This is a genomic window from Pseudomonas entomophila, assembly GCF_013523125.1.
GTDB lineage: Bacteria > Pseudomonadota > Gammaproteobacteria > Pseudomonadales > Pseudomonadaceae > Aquipseudomonas > Aquipseudomonas entomophila_B.
Genome location: NZ_JAAMQJ010000021.1, coordinates 47,867 through 67,640 on the forward strand (window position 1 = coordinate 47,867; position 19,774 = coordinate 67,640).

Genomic DNA, 19,774 nt, shown 5'->3' on the forward strand with positions numbered 1-19,774 from the left:
GTCATGCCACCTGTATCAATCGAACGGGGCAACCTTGGTTGCCCCGTCCGGGTTCGTCGCCTGTTACTCCTGCGGGGCCTGTTCGGCGTCCGCAGCCTCGTCGTCTCCAGCCACGCGGTCGGCTGCGTCGTCCAGCGCCTCGTCGTCGAGCAGCGCGTCGAGTTCTTCCTCGGCCGGCTCCTGGATACGCTCCAGGCCCACCAGGGTCTCGTCGCTGGCCAGCTTGATCAGCGTCACGCCCTGGGTGTTACGGCCCAGGCTGGACACCTCGCCGACCCGCGTGCGGACCAGGGTGCCCTGGTCGGAGATCAGCATGATCTCTTCGCCCAGGTGCACCTGGATGGCGCCGACCAGGTTGCCGTTGCGGCCCTTGGTGCCCATGGCGATCACGCCCTGGCCACCCCGGCCGCGACGCGGGAACTTCGACAGCGGCGTGCGCTTGCCGAAGCCGCGTTCGGAGGCGGTGAGGATCTGCGCGCCGGACTCGGGGATCAGCATGGAGATGACCTCCTGGCCCTTGCCCAGCTTCATGCCGCGCACACCGCGTGCGGTACGGCCCATCTCGCGGACCATGCCTTCGGCGAAGCGGATGACCTTGCCGGCGCTGGAGAACATCATGACTTCCTTGGCGCCGTCGGTGATGGCCGCGGCGATCAGGGTGTCGCCTTCCTTGAGCTTCAGGGCGATCAGGCCGTTGGAGCGCGGACGGGCGAACTGCACCAGCGGGGTCTTCTTGACCGTGCCGCCGGCGGTGGCCATGAAGATGTAGGCACCGGTCGGTTCGGCGACCAGCTCGGGAGTGTCTTCTTCGTCGACGTCCTCGGGCTCGATCACTTCGCCTTCGAGGACGGTGTCGTCGGTCTCCTCCAGCTCTTCGTCGAGGTCGGCGCTCTGCTGCAGGGCTTCCAGGTCGATCTGCAGCATGGCGGTGATGCGCTCACCCTCCTCCAGCGGCAGCAGGTTGACCAGCGGACGGCCACGGGCGGCACGGGAGGCTTCCGGGATCTCGTAGGTCTTCTTCCAGTACACCTTGCCCTTGCTGGAGAACAGCAGCAGCGTGGCGTGGCTGTTGGCGACCAGCAGGTGCTCGATGAAGTCCTCGTCCTTGACGCCGGTGGCCGACTTGCCCTTGCCGCCGCGACGCTGCGCCTGGTAGGACGACAGCGGCTGGGTCTTGGCGTAGCCGCCGTGGGAGATGGTCACCACGCGCTCTTCCTCGGGGATCATGTCGCCCAGGCTGAGGTCGTGACGGGCATCGAGGATTTCGGTGCGGCGCGCATCGCCGTACTCGGCGCGAATGGCTTCGAGCTCTTCGCGGATCACTTCCATCAGGCGCGCGGCGCTGTTGAGGATGCGGATCAGCTCGCCGATCTGCTCGAGGATCTCCTGGTACTCGGCCAGCAGCTTCTCGTGCTCCAGGCCGGTCAGGCGGTGCAGGCGCAGGTCGAGGATGGCCTGGGCCTGCTCGGGCGACAGGTAGTAGCGACCGTCACGCAGGCCGTATTGCGCGTCGAGGTTTTCCGGACGGCAGGATTCGGCGCCGGCGCGCTCGACCATGACCTGCACGGCATTGGATTCCCACGGCGTGCCGATCAGCGCTTCCTTGGCCTCGGACGGCGTCGGCGAGGCCTTGATCAGCGCGATGACCGGGTCGATGTTGGACAGCGCCACCGCCTGGCCTTCGAGGATGTGGCCGCGCTCGCGGGCCTTGCGCAGCTCGAAGACGGTACGCCGGGTCACCACTTCGCGGCGGTGACGGACGAAGGCCTCGAGCAGGTCCTTGAGGTTGAGCAGGCGTGGACGGCCGTCGATCAGGGCCACCACGTTGATGCCGAAGACGCTTTGCAGCTGGGTCTGAGCATACAGGTTGTTGAGCACCACTTCCGGCACTTCGCCACGGCGCAGCTCGATGACCACGCGCATGCCGTCCTTGTCGGACTCGTCGCGCAGCTCGGTGATGCCTTCGAGCTTCTTGTCCTTGACCAGTTCGGCGATCTTCTCGATCAGACGCGCCTTGTTCAGCTGGTACGGCAGCTCGGTGATGACGATCTGCTGACGGCCACCGACCTTGTCGATGTCCTCGACCTCGGAGCGTGCACGCATGTAGATGCGCCCGCGCCCGGTGCGGTAGGCCTCGATGATGCCCTGGCGGCCGTTGATCAGGCCGGCGGTGGGGAAGTCCGGGCCCGGGATGAACTGCATCAGCTCATCGACCGTGATCTCGGGGTTGTCGATCAGCGCCAGGCAGCCGTCGATCACTTCGCCCAGGTTGTGCGGCGGAATGTTGGTGGCCATGCCCACGGCGATGCCGCTGGAGCCGTTGACCAGCAGGTTGGGGATACGCGTCGGCATGACTGCCGGGATCTGCTCGGTGCCGTCGTAGTTGGGCACCCAGTCGACGGTTTCCTTGTGCAGGTCGGCCAGCAGTTCGTGGGCCAGCTTGGACATGCGCACTTCGGTGTATCGCATGGCCGCGGCGTTGTCGCCGTCGACCGAGCCGAAGTTGCCCTGGCCGTCGACCAGCAGGTAGCGCAGCGAGAACGGCTGCGCCATGCGTACGATGGTGTCGTAGACCGCGGTGTCACCGTGAGGGTGGTACTTACCGATCACGTCACCGACCACGCGGGCGGATTTCTTGTACGGCTTGTTCCAATCGTTGCCCAGCTCGCTCATCGCAAACAGAACGCGACGATGCACGGGCTTCAAGCCATCACGCGCATCGGGCAGTGCCCGCCCGACAATGACGCTCATCGCGTAGTCGAGGTAAGACTGTCTCAGTTCGTCTTCGATATTGACCGGGAGGATTTCTTTGGCCAGTTCGCCCATGAGAAGCCTGATTCCTTTTTCTGGTGAAACCCCGCCGCCCCCCTGGGGCGTACGAAGCTCGCCGTCGCAGCGCACGATGGGGTGCGACGACATACGACAAATCAATGAATTGAGCCACGGATCTGCGCAGTGAAGGCCGCATCAAGGGGCGGCCTTGGAAACTGTCGGATGGTACCACAAAAGGACGGGGCTTGGGAGGGTTGCGGGGCAGGTTTGGTAGGGGTGTCGAGGTGGCTGCCGGGGGGCGTGGCAGGGGTTCTGGACGTGTTCTGCGAGATGAAGCTTTCTGGGTAAGCGAGGGAGGGGCTGGGCTGCTGAAAGGGCACAGGGCAAAAGACACGGCGGGGCGGGTTTTATGGGCCCTGCAGGCCCAATCGCGGCACAGGGGCCGCTCTTACAGGGACCGCGCCTGCCTGCTTTACCCGAGTGCGGCTATGGAGCTCTTGCCAAAGTACCCGTACGCTGACAAATAGGCGGCGCGGTCTCCTGTAGGAGCGGCCCCTGTGCCGCGATCGGGCCCGCAGGGCCCGCAAAATCAGCGCCTGCGCCCTTTCAGGCAACCTGCAGAAGCGCAGCCCTGCAGCCACCCCTCAATGCAACCGCTTGCGACACATCAGCTGGGCGAGCTTGGCCGTGTCCGGCCGCTCGACGATGCCTTTCTCGGTCACGATCACGTCGATCAGGTCCGCCGGGGTGATGTCGAACACCGGATTGAAGGCCTCGACCTGCGCCGCCACCCGCGTACCGGCCACATCCAGCAGCTCGCTCTGGGCGCGCTCCTCGAGTTCGATGTCTTCGCCGCTTTCCAGGTTCAGGTCGATGGTGGAGCTGGACGCCACCACCATGAAGCGCACTCCGTGGTGCATGGCCAGGACCGCCAGCTGGTAGGTGCCGATCTTGCTGGCCACGTCGCCGTTGGCGGTGATGCAGTCCGCGCCGACGATCACCCAGGTCAGGCCCTTGGTCTTCATCAGGTGGGCGGCGGCGGAATCGGCGCTGACCACCACCGGCACCTGCTCGCCCGCCAGCTCCCAGGCGGTCAGCCGCGAGCCCTGCAACCAGGGCCGGGTCTCGCTGGCGAACACGCGCTCGACCATGCCTTCCAGGTAGGCCGCGCGGATCACCCCCAGCGCGGTGCCAAAGCCACCCGTGGCCAGGGCGCCGGCGTTGCCGTGGGTCAGCACCACCTGCTCGTTGCCCTGGTGCCGACGGATCAGGTCGACGCCATGCTGGGCCATGGTCAGGTTGGCTTCGCGGTCGCTCTGGTGGATGGCCACCGCCTCGGCCTCCATGATTGCCAGCACGTCGTCGCCGTCACGCAGGCGCAGCAGGCGCTCGCGCATGCGATTCAGGGCCCAGAACAGGTTGGCGGCGGTGGGCCGGGACTCGGCCAGCTGCTGGAAGTCTTCCTCCAGCGCGACTTCCCAGTCACCGCCCTCGGCCAGGCGCTGGCGCAACCCCAGCAGCAGCCCGTAGGCCGCGCTGATGCCGATGGCCGGCGCGCCACGTACGGCCATGCTGCGGATCGCCTCGGCCACGCTGTCGATGTCGGTGCAGGTCAGCCAGCGTTCGCGGGCTGGCAACAGGCGTTGGTCGAGCAGGTGCAAGGCGCCGTCCCGCCACTCGAGCGCCCGCACCTTTTCCGCCGCCAACAGTCGCTCGCGCATTGCCTCTCCCCGTCGTTCGAACATCAAAAGCCGGCGATTATAGCGACCCTGGGCGAGGGGCGCTCGGGTATACTGCGGCTCACGTCAAATCGCCCCCGGTGCCCCACGCATGCCCACGACCGCCCTGCCCCTCGACCTGCTGCTGTTGCCCGACTGGCTGGTGCCCGTCGAACCGGCCGGGGTGGTGTTGCGGGATCAGGGATTGGGGATTCGTGATGGCCTGATCGCCTGGATCGGCCCCCGCGAGCAGGCGCCGGCCGCCCAGGAGACGCACGAGCTGCCCGGCTGCGTGCTGACGCCAGGCCTGGTCAACGCCCATGGGCATGCGGCGATGAGCCTGTTCCGTGGCCTGGCCGACGACCTGCCGCTGATGACCTGGTTGCAGGACCACATCTGGCCGGCCGAGGCGCGCTGGGTCGACGAAGCCTTCGTGCGCGACGGCACCGACCTGGCCATCGCCGAGCAGCTCAAGGGCGGCATCACCTGCTTCGCCGACATGTACTTCTTCCCGCGCGAAGCCTGCGAACGCGTGCACCGCAGCGGCATGCGCGCGCAGATCGCCGCCCCGCTGCTGGACTTTCCGATCCCTGGCGCGGCGACGCCCGACGAGGGCCTGCACGCGGCGGTCGAGCTGTACAGCGAGCTGCGTCATCACCCACGCATCAGCATCGCCCTGGGCCCGCACGCCCCGTACACGGTCAGCGACCAGACGCTGGAAAAGGTCCGGGTCATTGCCGACGAGCTCGACGCCCCGATCCAGATGCACCTGCACGAGACCGCCGACGAGGTCGAGCGCGCCCTGGCCCAGCACGGCGAACGCCCGCTGGCGCGCCTGGCCCGCCTCGGCCTGCTGGGCCCGCGCCTGCAGGCCGTGCACGTGACCCAGGTCAGCGACGAGGACCTGGCCCTGCTGGTGGAGAGCAACACCAGCGTGGTGCACTGCCCGGAATCCAACCTCAAGCTGGCCAGCGGCTTCTGCCCAGTGGAACGGCTTTGGCAAGCCGGGGTCAACGTGGCCATCGGCACCGACGGCGCGGCCAGCAACAACGACCTGGACCTGCTTGGCGAAACCCGTACCGCCGCGCTGCTGGCCAAGGCCGTGGCCGGCTCGGCGACCGCCCTGGATGCCCACCGCGCCCTGCGCATGGCGACCCTCAACGGCGCCCGGGCCCTGGGCCTGGAGGCGGTCGTCGGCTCGCTGGAGGTCGGCAAGGCGGCGGACCTCGCGGCCTTCGACCTGTCCGGGCTGGCGCAGCAACCGGTGCACGACCCGGTCTCGCAACTGATCTACGCCACCGGCCGCGACTGCGTCCGGCACGTCTGGGTCGCCGGCCGCCCGCTGCTCGACGACCGGCGCCTGCTGCGCATGGACGAAGCCGCCCTGATCCAGACCGCGCGCGCCTGGGGCGAGCGCATCGGCGAACACCTTCATTGAGCAGACGGCAGCGCTGACTGCCGCCGCCCGACACCTTGACATCGAAGTTTCAGAGGACCGTTCCATGAGCAACGTCGACCACGCCGAAATCGCCAAGTTCGAGGCCCTGGCCCACCGCTGGTGGGACCGCGAGAGCGAGTTCAAGCCCCTGCACGACATCAACCCGCTGCGGGTCAACTGGGTCGACGAGCGCGTCGGCCTGGCCGGCAAGAAGGTGCTGGACGTCGGCTGCGGCGGCGGCATCCTCAGCGAAGCGATGGCCCTGCGCGGCGCCACGGTCACCGGCATCGACATGGGCGAGGCGCCCCTGGCGGTCGCCCGTCTGCACCAGCTGGAATCCGGTGTCGAGGTCGAGTACCGGCAGATCACCGCCGAAGCCATGGCCGAGGAGATGCCGGGTCAGTTCGACGTGGTCACCTGCCTGGAGATGCTCGAGCACGTGCCGGACCCGTCCTCGGTGATCCGCGCCTGCCACCGCCTGGTCAAGCCCGGCGGCCAGGTGTTCTTCTCGACCATCAACCGCAACCCGAAGGCTTACCTGTTCGCCATCATCGGCGCCGAGTACGTCATGAAGCTGCTGCCGCGCGGCACGCACGACTTCAAGAAATTCATCCGCCCGTCCGAGCTGGGCGTGTGGAGCCGCACGGCCGGTCTCACGGTCAAGGACATCGTCGGCCTGACCTACAACCCGTTGACCAAGCACTACAAGCTCAGCAGCGACGTCGACGTCAACTACATGATCCAGACCCTGCGCGAGGAATGAGCATGCGTTTGCGAGCGGTACTTTTCGACATGGACGGCACCCTGCTCGACACGGCGCCGGACTTCATCGCCATCTGCCAGGGCATGCTCGCCGACCGCGGCCTGCCAGCGGTCGAGGATGCGTGCATTCGCGACGAGATCTCCGGCGGTGCGCGGGCGATGGTCGCGGCCACGTTCGGCATGGACCCGGAGGCGCCAGCGTTCGAGGCTTTGCGCCTGGAGTTCCTCGAGCGTTACCTGCGTGAATGCGCGGTGCATACCCGCTTGTTCGACGGCATGGAGCAACTGCTGGCCGACCTCGAGCATGGCAAGGTGCTGTGGGGCGTGGTGACCAACAAGCCGGTGCGCTTCGCCGAGCCGATCATGCAGCGACTGGGGCTGGCCGAGCGCTCGGCGGTGCTGATCTGCCCGGACCATGTGGCCCACAGCAAGCCGGACCCGGAGCCTGTGACCCTGGCGTGCAAGACCTTGAACCTGGATCCGGGCAGCGTGCTGTTCGTCGGGGACGACCTGCGCGACATCCAGTCGGGGCGCGAGGCGGGGACGCGCACGGCAGCGGTGCGTTATGGGTACATTCATCCGCAGGACAATCCCGATCATTGGGGGGCGGATGTGGTGGTGGACAGGCCGCAGGATCTGCGTCGGATCATCGATGGGGCGTTGTGTGGGTGTTGAGCGGGTGGTGAAAGAGCGGTCTTGATCGTGGTGGCTGGTTTTGTGGGCCCTGCGGGCCCAATCGCGGCACAGGGGCCGCTCCCACATGGACCGCGATCCCCTGTACCACTGCGGCGGGTGTAGGAGCGGCCCCCGTGCCGCGATTGGGTCCGCAGGACCCACATCCCATCAAACGGCCAGGCTGTCTGGTAGAGTGGTCCTCTGACAAGCCGCAGGCATCGCTGATCCTGTGGGAGCCGGCTTGCCGGCGATGGCGGTGTCATAGACACCCACGGCGCCCGGCCCTTCTACCCTTCCCGACCCGGAGACCCCACCATGTTCGACTACACCGCCCGCCCCGACCTGCTCGCCGGCCGCATCATCCTGGTGACCGGTGCCGGCCGCGGCATCGGCGCCGCGGCGGCCAGGGCCTATGCCGCCCATGGCGCCACGGTCCTGCTGCTGGGCAAGACCGAAGCCAACCTCGCCGAGGTGTATGACCAGATCGAGGCCGCAGGCCACCCGACCCCGGTGGTGATCCCATTCAACCTGGAGACCGCCGAGCCGCACCACTACGATGAACTCGCGGCGCTGATCGAGACCCAGTTCGGCCGCCTGGACGGGCTGCTCAACAACGCCTCGATCATCGGCCCGCGTACGCCGCTGGACCAGCTGTCTGGCGAGCACTTCATGCGCGTCATGCACATCAACGTCAACGCCACGTTCCTGCTCACCAGCACCCTGCTGCCGCTGCTCAGGCTGTCGAACGACGCGTCGATCGCCTTCACCTCCAGCAGCGTCGGGCGCAAGGGTCGGGCGCACTGGGGCGCCTATGGCGTGTCGAAGTTCGCCACCGAAGGCCTGATGCAGACCCTGGCCGACGAGCTCGAGGGCGTCGCCCCGGTACGCGCCAACAGCATCAACCCGGGCGCCACGCGCACGGCGATGCGTGCGCTGGCCTACCCGGCCGAGAACCCCCAGGACAACCCGGCACCAGAAGACATCATGCCGGTCTACCTCTACCTGATGGGCCCGGACAGCGCCGGGGTCAACGGTCAGGCGTTCAACGCCCAATAGCCTCGGCGACCGCCAGGGTGGGCCGCGCGTGCTCGTCCTGGCCCAGCTCCAGCTGCATGCAGCGCTCCAGGAACACGAACATGCAGTCATAGCTCTTGCAGATCGCCTTGCGCAGCGCGGTGCACAGCGCCGGGTCCGGGTGCTCGCCCGCCAGCGTGCAGATGATCTCCAGCGCCTCCCACGGGTGGGTGTCGTCGTAGTGGGCATGCATCTTCAGCCACTTCATCGCCCGCTTGCGGCCTTCCTCGGGGAAGCCCTTGGCGTAGGTGTCGGTCGAGCACACCAGGGCCGACCACTCGCCCGTCGCCCCTTCGATGGCGTAGTTGGTCGCCGCGATCGCGACCACCAGCGACTCGGTGGTGCACACCCGCCAGCACCAGTCGTTCAAGGCGTTGAGCTCCAGCGGCACGTCCTGCGCCTGCAGGTCCGCCAGGCTGACGCCATGGGCCTGGGCCCAGTGCAGCCAGTAGTCGGCGTGGTTGAGTTCGACACGGATGTTGCGCATCAGCCAGCGGCGCGCCATGTCTTCCCCCGGATGCCGGGCGAAGCGCGTACGGGTCAGGTTGTGCGCCATGTACAGCGAAAACTGCTCGACCACCGGCCAGCCACCGATCAGGTACTGCTGGATGGTCGCCTGGGTGATCCGGTCGTCGCGCAGGCGCTGGTAGAACTCATGTTCGACCACGCGGCGCTTGCTCTCGTGGCAGTCGCGCAGCAGCTGCTGGGCCCAGGCGGGGTAACTGGCGGGGTCCATGAGAGGTCCGACTCGAACGAATGCATCTTTCACGATCAGCTCCTTGATTCCTTGTGATGTACAACGTTTTTTCAGCGAAACGCCCCCGGTACCGACTGGCGGGTCACCGTCGCGGCCGGGCGTCGAGGATACAGGCTCGCACACGTGAACGCCTGCGGACGTTCTACCAGATAGCCTTGGGCGTAATCCACGCCAATGTCACGCAGGACGCTTTCGATCACGGGCGTTTCGACGAACTCGGCGATCGTGCGTTTGCCCATGACGTGACCGATGTGGTTGATGACCTCGACCATGGCCCGGTTGATCGGGTCGTCGAGCATGTCCTTGACGAAACTGCCGTCGATCTTCAGGTAATCCACCGGCAAATGCTTCAGGTAGGCGAACGACGACATGCCGGCGCAGAAATCGTCCAGCGAGAACCTGCAGCCCAGGCTCTTGAGCTGGTTGATGAAGCGGATGGCGCTGCCCAGATTGGCAATGGCGCTGGTCTCGGTGATCTCGAAACAGATCATCTGCGCCGGGATGCGGAACTCGCTGAACTGGCGCTCGAGGTACTCGAGGAACTTGTCGTCGCCGATGCTGGTGCCCGACAGGTTGATCGCGCACATGGCCAGCGGGCCCTCGTGCCCGTCGTCCAGGCACTGGCGAATGGTCTGGAACACGCTGCGCACCACCCAGCGGTCGAGCGCGCTCATCAGTCCGTAGCGCTCGGCGGCCGGGATGAAGTTATCCGGGAGGATGGTCCGCCCGCTTTCGTCGTGCAGGCGCAGCAGGATTTCGATGTGGCTCTCGCCCTCACCCTGCAGCGGCACGATCGCCTGGGCGTACAGGCAGAAGCGGTTTTCCTCGAGGGCGACGTGCAGCCGCTGGATCCAGGCCATCTCGCCGAAGCGCGTGGACAGCTCGCTGACGTCGGCATGGTAGACCTGCACGCGGTTGCGGCCTTTCTCCTTGGCCATGTAGCAGGCCATGTCGGCGGCGCGCAGCGAGGCTTCCAGGGTGGTCGGACCCTGGGCAACGTGCACCAGGCCGACGCTCACGGTGGTGACGAAGGGCCGCTCCTTCCAGACGAAGTGCAGGCTCTGCACCAGCTGGCGCAGGTGTTCGGCGATGCGCTCGGCCTGGTCGGCCGGGCAGTTCTTCAGCAGTACGCCGAACTCGTCGCCGCCCAGTCGCGCCAGGGTGTCGCCCTCGCGCAGGCCGGATTGCAGCACGGCGCAGATGTGCCGCAGCAACTCGTCGCCGGCCGCATGGCCACAGGTGTCGTTGACCAGCTTGAACTGGTCCAGGTCGAGGAACATCAGGGTATGCCGGGCAGGCTGGCGGGCCAGCTCGTTCAGTGCCTGTTCCAGCCGGTACTCGAACTCGCGGCGGTTGGCCAGGCCGGTCAGCGCATCGTGGGTGGCCTGCCAGGACAGGTTGGCGATGTACTGGCGCTCCTGGGTCATGTCGTGCAGCACCAGCACGGTACCGCTGGTCATACCCTCGGTCAGGATCGGCGAGCCGACCAGGTTGACCGACACGGTGCTGCCGTCCAGCCGCTGGATGTAGCGGGTGTGCTCGGTGCCACCGCGCAGGTTGCCGGACAGCACCTGCTCGACCAGGTTGTGGCTCTCCTGCTCGGCCTGCTCGTCGAGCAGGCTGAACAAGGCGGCCATGGGCAGGCCCTGGGCATGTTCGGCATTCCAATGGGTGAGCTGCTCGGCCGCGGGGTTCATGTAGGTGATGCTGCCCTCGACGTCGGTGGTGATCACCGCGTCGCCGATCGAGGCCAGGGTGATCTGCGCGCGCTCCTTTTCCACCTGCAAGGCATTGGCGAACGCCTGGCGCTGCGTCAGCAGCCTGGCCGAGCGCCGCCAGGCCAGCGCGATGAGAAACAGGGCCGTGGCCAGGTTGGTCAGTAGCAGCATCTTCAGCAAGGTGCGCGAGCCGGCGCCCAAGGCATCGCTGAACGCTTTGGCCGCCGGAGTGACATCGTCGTTGATGGCAGCGATCCGGGCTTTCCAGTCAGCGACCTGTGCGGCCTCGACCGGACCTTGCTCGAACGCCCGCCGCATCTGCCCGGCCAACTGGTTCAGGGCCATGAGGTAGCTGTCGCCCACTTCCCAGTTGTCGATGGCCTGGTCCATGTAGCTGACGTCGCGGAAATACCGGTAGAACCAGATCACCCGGGTGACGTCGGCCGGATGGTTGCCACCGAGCAGAATGCCTTCGCGCGCGGCCTCCAGGTCGGGTTCCGGTTTCTCCATGGCCTTGCGCAGCTGGTAGCCGCCCAGGGGGATGGCGATGGCGCGCTGGTAGCTCTGGAAGATGCGTTCGTCGTGGGTATCGGCGTAGAGGCTGAGGTAATAGATGGCGTCTTTCTGGCCTTTCGACCACAGACTCTCGCCGACCACGTAGGCGCGCACGGCCGACAGTGCGTACAGGCTCAGGCTGCCGAGCAGCACCTGAAACGCGACCACGGCGATGAACGGCCAGATGATGCCGAGCAAGCGTGGTGTATCGAGCGTTCGATGTGCCTTCATGGGGTCCTTGTCATGCGACGTTCACGGCCTGAGTAGCGCCTGACCTAGCACAGCGTAGGCGATGTGCCATGACTGTGGCAGTTTTTTCAGGGTCCGCAAAGCCCGGGTAGGGACGGGCCGATGGGGGTCGTGGGGTGGAGGTCGTGATGGGTGAGCGCGTGGATGATTCTGTGCCTGATGTGGAGTGCTTGGTAGACCGGGTGGCGGGTTTACGGGTCCTTTGGACCCGATCGCGGCACAGGGGCCTACAGGTTATTGCGATCCTCTGTAGGAGCGGCCCCTGTGCCGCGATCGGGCCTGAAAGGCCCGTAAACCCGCGACGCCTGCCTCCACAGGCACCCCTCTTCTCTCTCAACTCTGCTGCAAATGCCCATACAACTTGGCATACAGCCCACCTTCGGCGATGAGCTGCTGATGACCGCCGTCCTCGGCCACCTGCCCGCCGTCGAACACCAGCACACGATCGGCCTGTTTCACCGCCGACAACCGGTGGGCGATGATCAGGGTGGTGCGGCCGCTGAGAAAGCGCGCCAGGGCCTGGTGCAGGTTGTATTCGGTGGCCGCGTCCAGCGCCGAGGTCGCTTCGTCGAGGATCACCACCTTGGGCTCGGCCAGGATCATGCGGGCGATGGCCAGGCGCTGCCGCTGGCCGCCGGACAGGCGCACCCCGGAGCGGCCCACCATGCTGTCCAGGCCCTGCGGCAAGGCGGCGATGACCGGCTCGAGCTGGGCAATGCGCAAGGCCTCCCAGCAGGCCTCGTCCGTGCAGTCGCGGCCCATGGCCAGGTTGGCGCGCACGCTGTCGTTGAACAGCGCCGGGTGCTGCAGCACCACGGCCACCTGCTCGCGCAGCGTCTGCAGGCCGATCTCTTGCAGGCTCGCGCCGCCGAAACGAATGGTCCCGGCCTGGGCGCTGTACAAGCCGAGCAGCAGTTGCACCAGGGTGCTCTTGCCGCCCCCGCTGGCACCGACGATCGCGACCTTTTCGCCGGGCGCGATCGACAGGTTCAGCTGGTCCAGCACCGGCTCGTCGGCGTAGGCGAAGCGCAGGTCGCGCACCTCGATTCCTACCGTGGTGCGCCCGGCGAACGGGTCGGTGGCGGCGGCGAAATGAGGTTCATCCTCGCGCGACAACAGCTCGTTGAGCCGTCCCAGAGCGCCCCCGGCGGCATAGTAGGCGTACTGCAGGTTGAGCAACTGCTCCACCGGCCCGATCATGAACCACAGGTAGCTGAACACCGCCAGCATCTGCCCGATGGACAGGTCGGAAAACAGCACGGTAAGCATGGCCGCGGCGCGGAACAGGTCGATGCCGAACTGGAACAACAGCCCACTGGCGCGACCGCTGGCGTCGCTCTTCCACTGCGAGGCGACGGCGCGGTCACGCACTTCGCGGGCACGCAGGCCCAGGCGACCGAGGAAATACCCCTGGCGGTTGCTGGCGCGGATCTCCTGCACGGCGTCCAGGGTTTCGGTCAGTGCCTGGGTGAACCGCGCGGTGCTGTCGTTCTCCAGCTTCTTCAGGTGCTTGACCCGCTTGCCCAGCTGCACGGTGCAGTAGATCACCAGCGGGTTGAACAGCAGGATCAGCAGCGCCAGTTTCCAGTGCATCCAGATCAGGATGGCGGCGGTGCCGGTGAGGGTCAGCATGGCCACCAGGAACCGGCTCAGGGTCTCGCCGACGAACTTGTCGAGGGTGTCCAGGTCGGTGACCAGGTGGGTGGCGACGGTGCCACTGCCCAGGTTTTCGTATTCCTTGAGCGAGATCCGCTTGAGCCGTTCGATCAGGCGGATGCGCAGGCGGTAGACGATGTCCTTGGCCAGCCCGGCGAACAGGCGCGCCTGGGCCACGTTGAACGCCAGCGCCGCCAAGCGCAGGCAGAAGGTCACGCCCAGCATCAGGCCGATGTAGCCGACCGGCACCTGCCAGTCGACCGGTAGCAGACGGTTCATCCACTGCAGGGCCCGATCACCGTTGCCCAGCAGCACTTCGTCGACCAGCAGCGGCAGCAGCAGCGGAATCGGCACGCTGCACAAGGCACCGAACACGGCGATCAGGTTGGCGGCCCAGAGGGCCTTGCGGTGGTGCAGCGCCAGGCGGCGGATCTCCGCCCAGCTCAGGCGATCGGCGGCCTTGGGCGAGGCCTCCGGTGGCGGCTCGGGCGAGCCGGGCAGGTCAAGCACAGGCGGCCTGCTCCAACCAGCGGGCCAGCAAGGGTTGCAGGCGCTCCAACGGTTGGAAGCCATTGGTCAACAGGGCCAGTTGGCCGTTGCGCTCGGCCAGCAAGGTCGGGAAACCGGCGATCCCTAAGCGCTGGGTCCAGGCGAAATCGGCCTCGGTAGCGGCACGGGTGTCGGCGTGGTCGAACAGCGCACGGAACCGCTCGCGGTCGAACCCGACCTGCTCGGCCAGCGCCACCAGCTGCGGCGCCCGGGTGATGTCCGTGCCGGCCTGGTAGAACGCCCGCTGCATCAGCGCCAGCAGCGGCCACAGGCGCGAAGCGTCCAGTTCACGCGCGGTGACCAACGCCCGGCACGCCGGCTCGGTGTCGTAGACGAAGCCGTCCGGCAAGGCGCCGTCGAAGTCGAACGGTTGCCCGGTCGCCTCACCGACGGCCTGCCAATGGTCGAGGATATAGCGCCGGGTCGAGGCATCCAGCGCGCTGCTGCCCCGGCGCAGCCCACCGACCACCAGGCAGGTATCGACCCCGGCCTGCGCCGCCTGCTCGATCAGGGCCTGCGCCACCGGCGCGAAGCCCCAGCACCAGGAACACATCGGGTCCATCACATAGAGCAGGCGTGCGCTCATCGATCAGGCCTCGGCCTTGCGGTAGTTGTGCCCGATCGGGTGCGGCAGGTTGCGCGCCTTGGCCAGTTCGATCTGCTTCTGCCGGTCGATGGCGCTGCGGCGGGTCTTCTCGCTCAGGCTGTCCCAGCAGTGCGGGCAGCTGATGCCTGGCGAATAATGCTCGCTGGCCCGGTCCTCGACGCTGACCGGATGACGGCAGGCGTGGCACTGGTCGTAATCGCCTTCGGAGAGGTCATGGCGCACGGTCACGCGGTTGTCGAAGACGAAGCAGTCGCCTTCCCACAGGCTCTCTTCCTGGGGCACTTCCTCGAAGTACTTGAGAATGCCGCCCTTGAGGTGATAGACCGCCTCGAAGCCTTCGCCAAGCATGTAGCTGGAAGCCTTCTCGCAACGGATGCCGCCGGTGCAGAACATGGCGACCTTCTTGTGCCGGCTTGGGTCGAAGTGCTCCTTGATGTACTCGGGGAACTCGCGAAAGCTCGTGGTCTTGGGGTCGATGGCGTCCTTGAAGGTGCCGATGGCCACTTCGTAGTCGTTGCGGGTGTCGATCAGCAGCACCTCGGGGTCGCTGATCAGCGCGTTCCAGTCCTTGGGCTCGACGTAGGTACCGACCGCCTGGTTGGGGTCGACGCCTGGCACGCCCAGGGTGACGATCTCTTTCTTGAGCTTGACCTTGGTGCGGTAGAACGGCTGGTCGTCGCAGAGGGATTCTTTATGGTCGATGTCGACCAGGCGCGGGTCGTTGCGCAGCCAGGCGAGCAAGGCGTCGATGCCTTGGCGGGTGCCCGAGACGGTGCCGTTGATGCCTTCTTCGGCCAGCAGCAGCGTGCCTTTGACGTCATGGGCCAGCATGGCCTGGTGCAGAGGCTCGCGCAGGGCCTCGTAGTCTTTCAGGGTGACGAACTTGTACAGCGCCGCGACGACGATCGGTTGGGACATGCAGGGATTCTCCAGGTGGTCACCCGCGCAAGGGGCGGACCGGACGACGAACGAAAAACGCGCCGACAGGCGGCGCGTTGCGAAGTCTAGCAAATTCCGGCGCTCGAATCAGTGCCGGCTGCCGCCTGCGCAGACGGGCGAGGCCGGCGCGGCGCCGACCTGTGCCCATTCTTCGGGGGTGTAGGTGTGCAGCGCCAGGGCATGGAACTCGCCCATCAGCGCACCCAGGATGGCGTAGACCTTCTGGTGACGCTTGACGCTGTTCAGGCCGACGAACTGCTCACTGACGATGATCGCCTTGTAGTGCGTCTGCTGGCCACGGCTGTGCATGTGGCTCTCGTCGAGCACCTCGAGGTGCACGGGGGTCAGCAGGGCCAGGCTGTGCTCGATGCGTTGCTGCATGGTCATCGCGCGGGGCTCACTTCTTCGCCGACGCGGCAGCCTTGCCGGCGTTCGGGTCGAGTTCCTTGGTCATGTCCTCGAGCAGCTTGTTGACCACCGGCACGGCCGGCTCCAGCTTGGACTGGGTCAGCTGGGCGGACTGCTGGGTGACCTTGGGCATTTCACGCATCACCTTGCGACCGACCGGCGACTCGTAGAACTTGACCAGCTCCTTGAGCTCGTCTTCGGTGAAGCTGGTGGTGTACAGCTTGACCATGTCAGGCTTGAGCTTCTTCCAGCCGATGGCGCTGTCCAGCGCGGCGTTGGCCTTGGCCTGGTAGCTGTCGAGCACGGCTTTCTTCGAGGCAGGCGCCTTGGTCTGCTCGAAGCGCTGGCCGAACATCTGCTGGACCTGCATGTACACCGGGGTGCCCAGCTTGTCGGCATTGGCCAGGGCGAGGAACTTCTCGGCGCTGGCGTTGTGGCTGGCTGTGTCGGCGAGTACCTGGCCACTGGCACAGGCCAGGGCCACGGCGGCACAGAGGGCACGAAGACGGGTCATTGCACTTCCTTCATCTGACAGGCGAGGTAGCACCTCGGGGTTGAGCATTCTGCGCCTTTGCAGGCACGCGGCTCAAGCGGGTGACGAGCGATGGAACCGCTCGAATGGATCAGGGCCTAACACTGCGGACACACACCACAAAGGAGTGAGCGCAGCATGAGCCGTACCGAAACTGACAGTCTGGGACCGGTCGAAGTTCCTCAAGAGGCCTACTGGGGGGCGCAGACGCAACGCTCGCTGATCAACTTCGCCATCGGTCAGCAGCGCATGCCGATCGAGGTGGTGCACGCCCTGGCCCTGATCAAGAAAGCCGCCGCGCGGGTCAACGATCGCAATGGCGACCTGGCGGCCGACCTGGCCCGGTTGATCGAGCAGGCAGCGGACGAAGTCCTGGCCGGCGATCACGACACGCAGTTCCCGCTGGTGGTCTGGCAGACCGGCAGCGGCACCCAGAGCAACATGAACGTCAACGAGGTGATCGCCGGACGCGCCAACGAGCTGGCCGGGCAAGGCCGTGGCGGCAAGTCGCCGGTGCACCCGAACGACCACGTCAACCGCTCGCAGAGCTCCAACGACTGTTTCCCCACCGCCATGCACATCGCCGCGGCCAAGGCCGTGCACGACCACCTGCTGCCGGCGATCGCCGAGCTGTCCGCCGGACTGGCCGAACTGGCCGCGCGGCACCAGCACCTGGTCAAGACCGGGCGTACGCACATGATGGACGCCACGCCGATCACCTTCGGGCAGGAGGTGTCGGCCTTCGTCGCGCAACTGGACTATGCCCAGCGCGCCATTCGCGCCAGCTTGCCGGCGGTGTACGAGCTGGCCCAGGGCGGCACCGCGGTTGGTACCGGGCTGAACGCACCCCAGGGCTTCGCCGAGGCCGTGGCAGCCGAGTTGGCGGCGCTGTCGGGCCTGCCGTTCGTCACCGCGCCGAACAAGTTCGCGGCGTTGGCCGGGCATGAACCGCTGACCAGCCTGGCGGGCGGCCTGAAGACCCTGGCGGTGGCGCTGATGAAGATCGCCAACGACCTGCGCCTGCTCGGCTCCGGCCCGCGCGCCGGACTGGCCGAAGTGCGCCTGCCGGCCAACGAGCCCGGCAGCTCGATCATGCCCGGCAAGGTCAACCCGACCCAGTGCGAGGCGTTGTCGATGCTGGCCTGCCAGGTGCTGGGCAACGACGCGACGATCGGGTTCGCGGCCAGCCAGGGTCATCTGCAGCTCAACGTGTTCAAGCCGGTGATCATCCACAACCTGCTGCAATCGATCGAGCTGCTGTCCGACGGCTGCCGCAACTTCACCGAGCATTGCGTGGCGGGCATCGAACCGGATGCCGAGAAGATGGCCGAACACCTGGAGCGTGGGTTGATGCTGGTGACGGCCCTGAACCCGCACATCGGTTACGACAAGTCCGCCGAGATCGCCAAGAAGGCCTATGGCGAGGGGCTGACCCTGCGTGAAGCGGCGCTGGCGTTGGGGTACCTGACCAACGAGCAGTTTGATGAGTGGGTGCGGCCTGAACAGATGCTGGCGCCGGGGGCCAAGGGGTGAGGGGGTAGCGGTTGTGCTACGCAGGTTCTCCGGGCCTGTAACGAGGGGTATTGCTGATCTGGCAGAGCGGTTCCACCCCTGTGTGTGCGGGCTTGCCCGCGATGCAGGCGGTGATGAACCGGACGCTATCGCGGGCAAGCCCGCTCCCACAAGCTGCTTGCGCAGCCATGCCTACACCGACGGCTGGAGAGGTCTGGGTGGGAGCTGGCTTGCCCGCGATAGCGTCCGGTCAGGCGCCGCCTGCATCGCAGGTAAGCCCACACATCAGCCCATAGGGTCGGGCATGTACCGAGTAGAAAAAAGACAGTTGCTCCCACAAGCTGCTTGCGCAGCCATGCCTACACCGGCGGCTGGAGAGGTCTGGGTGGGAGCTGGCTTGCCAGCGATAGGGCCCTGTCAGGCGCCGCCTGCGTCGCGGGTAAGCCCACACATCAGTCCATGCGGTCAGGCATGTGCCAAGTAGAAGAAGACAGTTGCTCCCACACAGGGTGTGCGTGCCTTTATCATGCCGGCGAACCCATGGGGGCAATAATGACGCTATCTTGGGGCTTCTTCCAAAGACGTTGAAAGGCCTGGCCCTGCGGGCCCAGAGTCGATCAGCGATAAAGCCTGCGAGCCCTGCCGCCCATTGCCATGCTTTCTGCGCGGCAGTGCGGCGAAGGGGCGGCGAGTAGACGCCCGCAGACCTAGCGACTGCCCGTCAGCGTCTGCTGCCGTGCCCGTCGAGTACGCCAGCCAGCGACCAGCGAAGGCCCCAGCGCCACCAACGTCGAACCCACCACCACGGTGACCGCCCCGACATAACCCACGGCATTGATGGTTTCGGCCTGCACATACTCAGGCCACAGGACAGCCGCCAGCGCCACGGCGACGAAGGTCACCAGAGGCGTCAACGCCAGCGTGGCGCTGACCTTCGAGGCCTCCCAATGGGCCAGGGCCTCGGCGAAGGCGCCATAGGCCACCAGGGTGTTGAGGCAACAGGCCAGCAGCAGCCATTGCTGCACGGGTGTCAGGTCGAGCGCTTCCAGCGGATGAACCCAAGGCGTCAGCAAGACCGCGCACCCCAGGTAGATCACCATCATCACCTGCTGCGAGTGCCAGACCGTCAGCAGCTGTTTCTGGCTCAAGGCGTAGAACACCCAGATGCTGGTGGCCAGCAGGATGGTCAGCACCCCAGTGGTATAGGCACCCAGCGAGGTCAGCAGCTCGTCCAGGCGCTGGTTGAAGAACAACCCGAACCCGACCAGCAACACCACCAGCCCCAGGCCCTGGCCAAGGCTGAAGCGTTCCTTGAACACGAACACACTGGCCACCAGCAGCAGCACCGGCCCCATCTGCACCACCAGCTGCGCCGTCCCTGGGCTGAGCAGGTTCAGCCCCACCAGGTACAGCACGTAGTTGCCCAGCAGACCGGCGATCGCCAACCCGACCAGCCCATAGCGGCGGCGCCCCAGCCCCTGGAAGCGCGGCAGGCGCTTCTGCGCCGCGAGCCAGGCCAGCAGCAACCCACCGGACACCAGCAGGCGGTACCAGGTGACGGTCACCGGGTCCATCACCTGCAACACCTGCTTGAGCTTGATCGGCAGGATGCCCCACAGCAGCGCGGTCACGAGCGCCAAGGACAGACCGCGTACCCAGCGCCCGGAAGAAATGTGCATGAAACCCTCGAATGACGCCTGAACGGAAAGATGCCTGGATTCTAGGCCGTGCGCCGGGGCAGCGGTATTGGAAAAGGCCGAAAAGAATTCCCTTGCTCATTCCACACCGGATCGATGTCGCGCCATACGTCCGGCGATGGTGGCCTGTGCGTAACCGTAGACGATATGCTTTGT

15 protein-coding genes are annotated in these 19,774 nt (G+C 66.4%); 5 read left to right on the forward strand and 10 right to left on the reverse strand.

From position 1 onward, the window contains the following. Positions 1 to 63: 63 nt before the first annotated feature. Both gyrA and mtnA read right to left on the reverse strand, forming a co-directional pair. Positions 64 to 2,826 (reverse strand): DNA gyrase subunit A, encoded by a 2,763-nt coding sequence (gene gyrA, locus G7007_RS12770; protein WP_181102243.1) that lies wholly within the window; start codon positions 2,824 to 2,826, stop codon positions 64 to 66. 590 nt (positions 2,827 to 3,416) lie between these two features. Further along, on the reverse strand, positions 3,417 to 4,493 hold the full coding sequence (gene mtnA, locus G7007_RS12775) for an S-methyl-5-thioribose-1-phosphate isomerase (protein WP_181102245.1): 1,077 nt from the start codon (positions 4,491 to 4,493) through the stop codon (positions 3,417 to 3,419). A 109-nt stretch (positions 4,494 to 4,602) separates the two neighbouring features. Here mtnA and G7007_RS12780 point away from each other — a divergent pair, with 109 nt between their 5' ends. The 4 genes from G7007_RS12780 (at position 4,603) to G7007_RS12795 (ending at position 8,421) form a co-directional block, all read left to right on the forward strand. After that, entirely contained in the window at positions 4,603 to 5,928 is a 1,326-nt protein-coding gene (locus G7007_RS12780) for a TRZ/ATZ family hydrolase (RefSeq protein ID WP_181102247.1), read from the forward strand. A gap of 64 nt (positions 5,929 to 5,992) precedes the next feature. After that, positions 5,993 to 6,691, forward strand: a complete 699-nt coding sequence (ubiG, locus tag G7007_RS12785) for a bifunctional 2-polyprenyl-6-hydroxyphenol methylase/3-demethylubiquinol 3-O-methyltransferase UbiG (protein WP_181102249.1) — start codon at positions 5,993 to 5,995, stop codon at positions 6,689 to 6,691. A 2-nt stretch (positions 6,692 to 6,693) separates the two neighbouring features. Beyond that, a complete protein-coding gene (gene mupP / locus G7007_RS12790; RefSeq protein WP_181102251.1) occupies positions 6,694 to 7,365 on the forward strand; it encodes an N-acetylmuramic acid 6-phosphate phosphatase MupP in 672 nt (223 codons plus the stop codon). 315 nt (positions 7,366 to 7,680) lie between these two features. Further along, on the forward strand, positions 7,681 to 8,421 hold the full coding sequence (locus G7007_RS12795; protein ID WP_181102253.1) for a YciK family oxidoreductase: 741 nt from the start codon (positions 7,681 to 7,683) through the stop codon (positions 8,419 to 8,421). On the opposite strand, the gene G7007_RS12800 is transcribed toward G7007_RS12795, so the two are convergent. The 7 genes from G7007_RS12800 to G7007_RS12830 all read right to left on the reverse strand — a co-directional run bounded on the left by G7007_RS12800 (position 8,408) and on the right by G7007_RS12830 (position 16,391). Next, on the reverse strand, positions 8,408 to 9,208 hold the full coding sequence (locus tag G7007_RS12800) for a TenA family transcriptional regulator (RefSeq protein ID WP_181102255.1): 801 nt from the start codon (positions 9,206 to 9,208) through the stop codon (positions 8,408 to 8,410). The two genes, G7007_RS12795 and G7007_RS12800, sit on opposite strands and share 14 nt — an antisense overlap. Positions 9,209 to 9,246: 38 nt before the next feature. After that, positions 9,247 to 11,700 (reverse strand): EAL domain-containing protein, encoded by a 2,454-nt coding sequence (locus G7007_RS12805; protein ID WP_181102257.1) that lies wholly within the window; start codon positions 11,698 to 11,700, stop codon positions 9,247 to 9,249. 351 nt (positions 11,701 to 12,051) lie between these two features. Further along, positions 12,052 to 13,884 (reverse strand): ABC transporter ATP-binding protein, encoded by a 1,833-nt coding sequence (locus G7007_RS12810; RefSeq protein ID WP_181102259.1) that lies wholly within the window; start codon positions 13,882 to 13,884, stop codon positions 12,052 to 12,054. Beyond that, positions 13,877 to 14,509 carry a DsbA family protein gene (locus tag G7007_RS12815; RefSeq protein ID WP_181102261.1) on the reverse strand — a complete coding sequence of 211 codons (633 nt, stop codon included), beginning with the start codon at positions 14,507 to 14,509 and terminating at the stop codon, positions 13,877 to 13,879. Before G7007_RS12815 ends, G7007_RS12810 begins: the two co-directional genes overlap by 8 nt. A gap of 3 nt (positions 14,510 to 14,512) precedes the next feature. After that, positions 14,513 to 15,448: an oxygen-dependent tRNA uridine(34) hydroxylase TrhO gene (trhO, locus tag G7007_RS12820; RefSeq protein WP_181102263.1), complete on the reverse strand. Its 936-nt coding sequence runs from the start codon at positions 15,446 to 15,448 to the stop codon at positions 14,513 to 14,515. A 108-nt stretch (positions 15,449 to 15,556) separates the two neighbouring features. Further along, positions 15,557 to 15,856 (reverse strand): BolA family protein, encoded by a 300-nt coding sequence (locus G7007_RS12825; protein ID WP_181102265.1) that lies wholly within the window; start codon positions 15,854 to 15,856, stop codon positions 15,557 to 15,559. Positions 15,857 to 15,866: 10 nt separating this feature from the next. Further along, complete coding sequence (locus G7007_RS12830) at positions 15,867 to 16,391, reverse strand: DUF2059 domain-containing protein (protein ID WP_181102267.1); 525 nt, start codon at positions 16,389 to 16,391, stop codon at positions 15,867 to 15,869. Positions 16,392 to 16,547: 156 nt separating this feature from the next. Here G7007_RS12830 and G7007_RS12835 point away from each other — a divergent pair, with 156 nt between their 5' ends. Then, positions 16,548 to 17,942 carry a class II fumarate hydratase gene (locus G7007_RS12835; protein ID WP_181102269.1) on the forward strand — a complete coding sequence of 465 codons (1,395 nt, stop codon included), beginning with the start codon at positions 16,548 to 16,550 and terminating at the stop codon, positions 17,940 to 17,942. A 686-nt stretch (positions 17,943 to 18,628) separates the two neighbouring features. On the opposite strand, the gene G7007_RS12840 is transcribed toward G7007_RS12835, so the two are convergent. Continuing rightward, positions 18,629 to 19,600, reverse strand: coding sequence for a DMT family transporter (locus tag G7007_RS12840; RefSeq protein ID WP_181102271.1), 972 nt, complete (start codon positions 19,598 to 19,600; stop codon positions 18,629 to 18,631). Positions 19,601 to 19,774 lie beyond the last annotated feature (174 nt).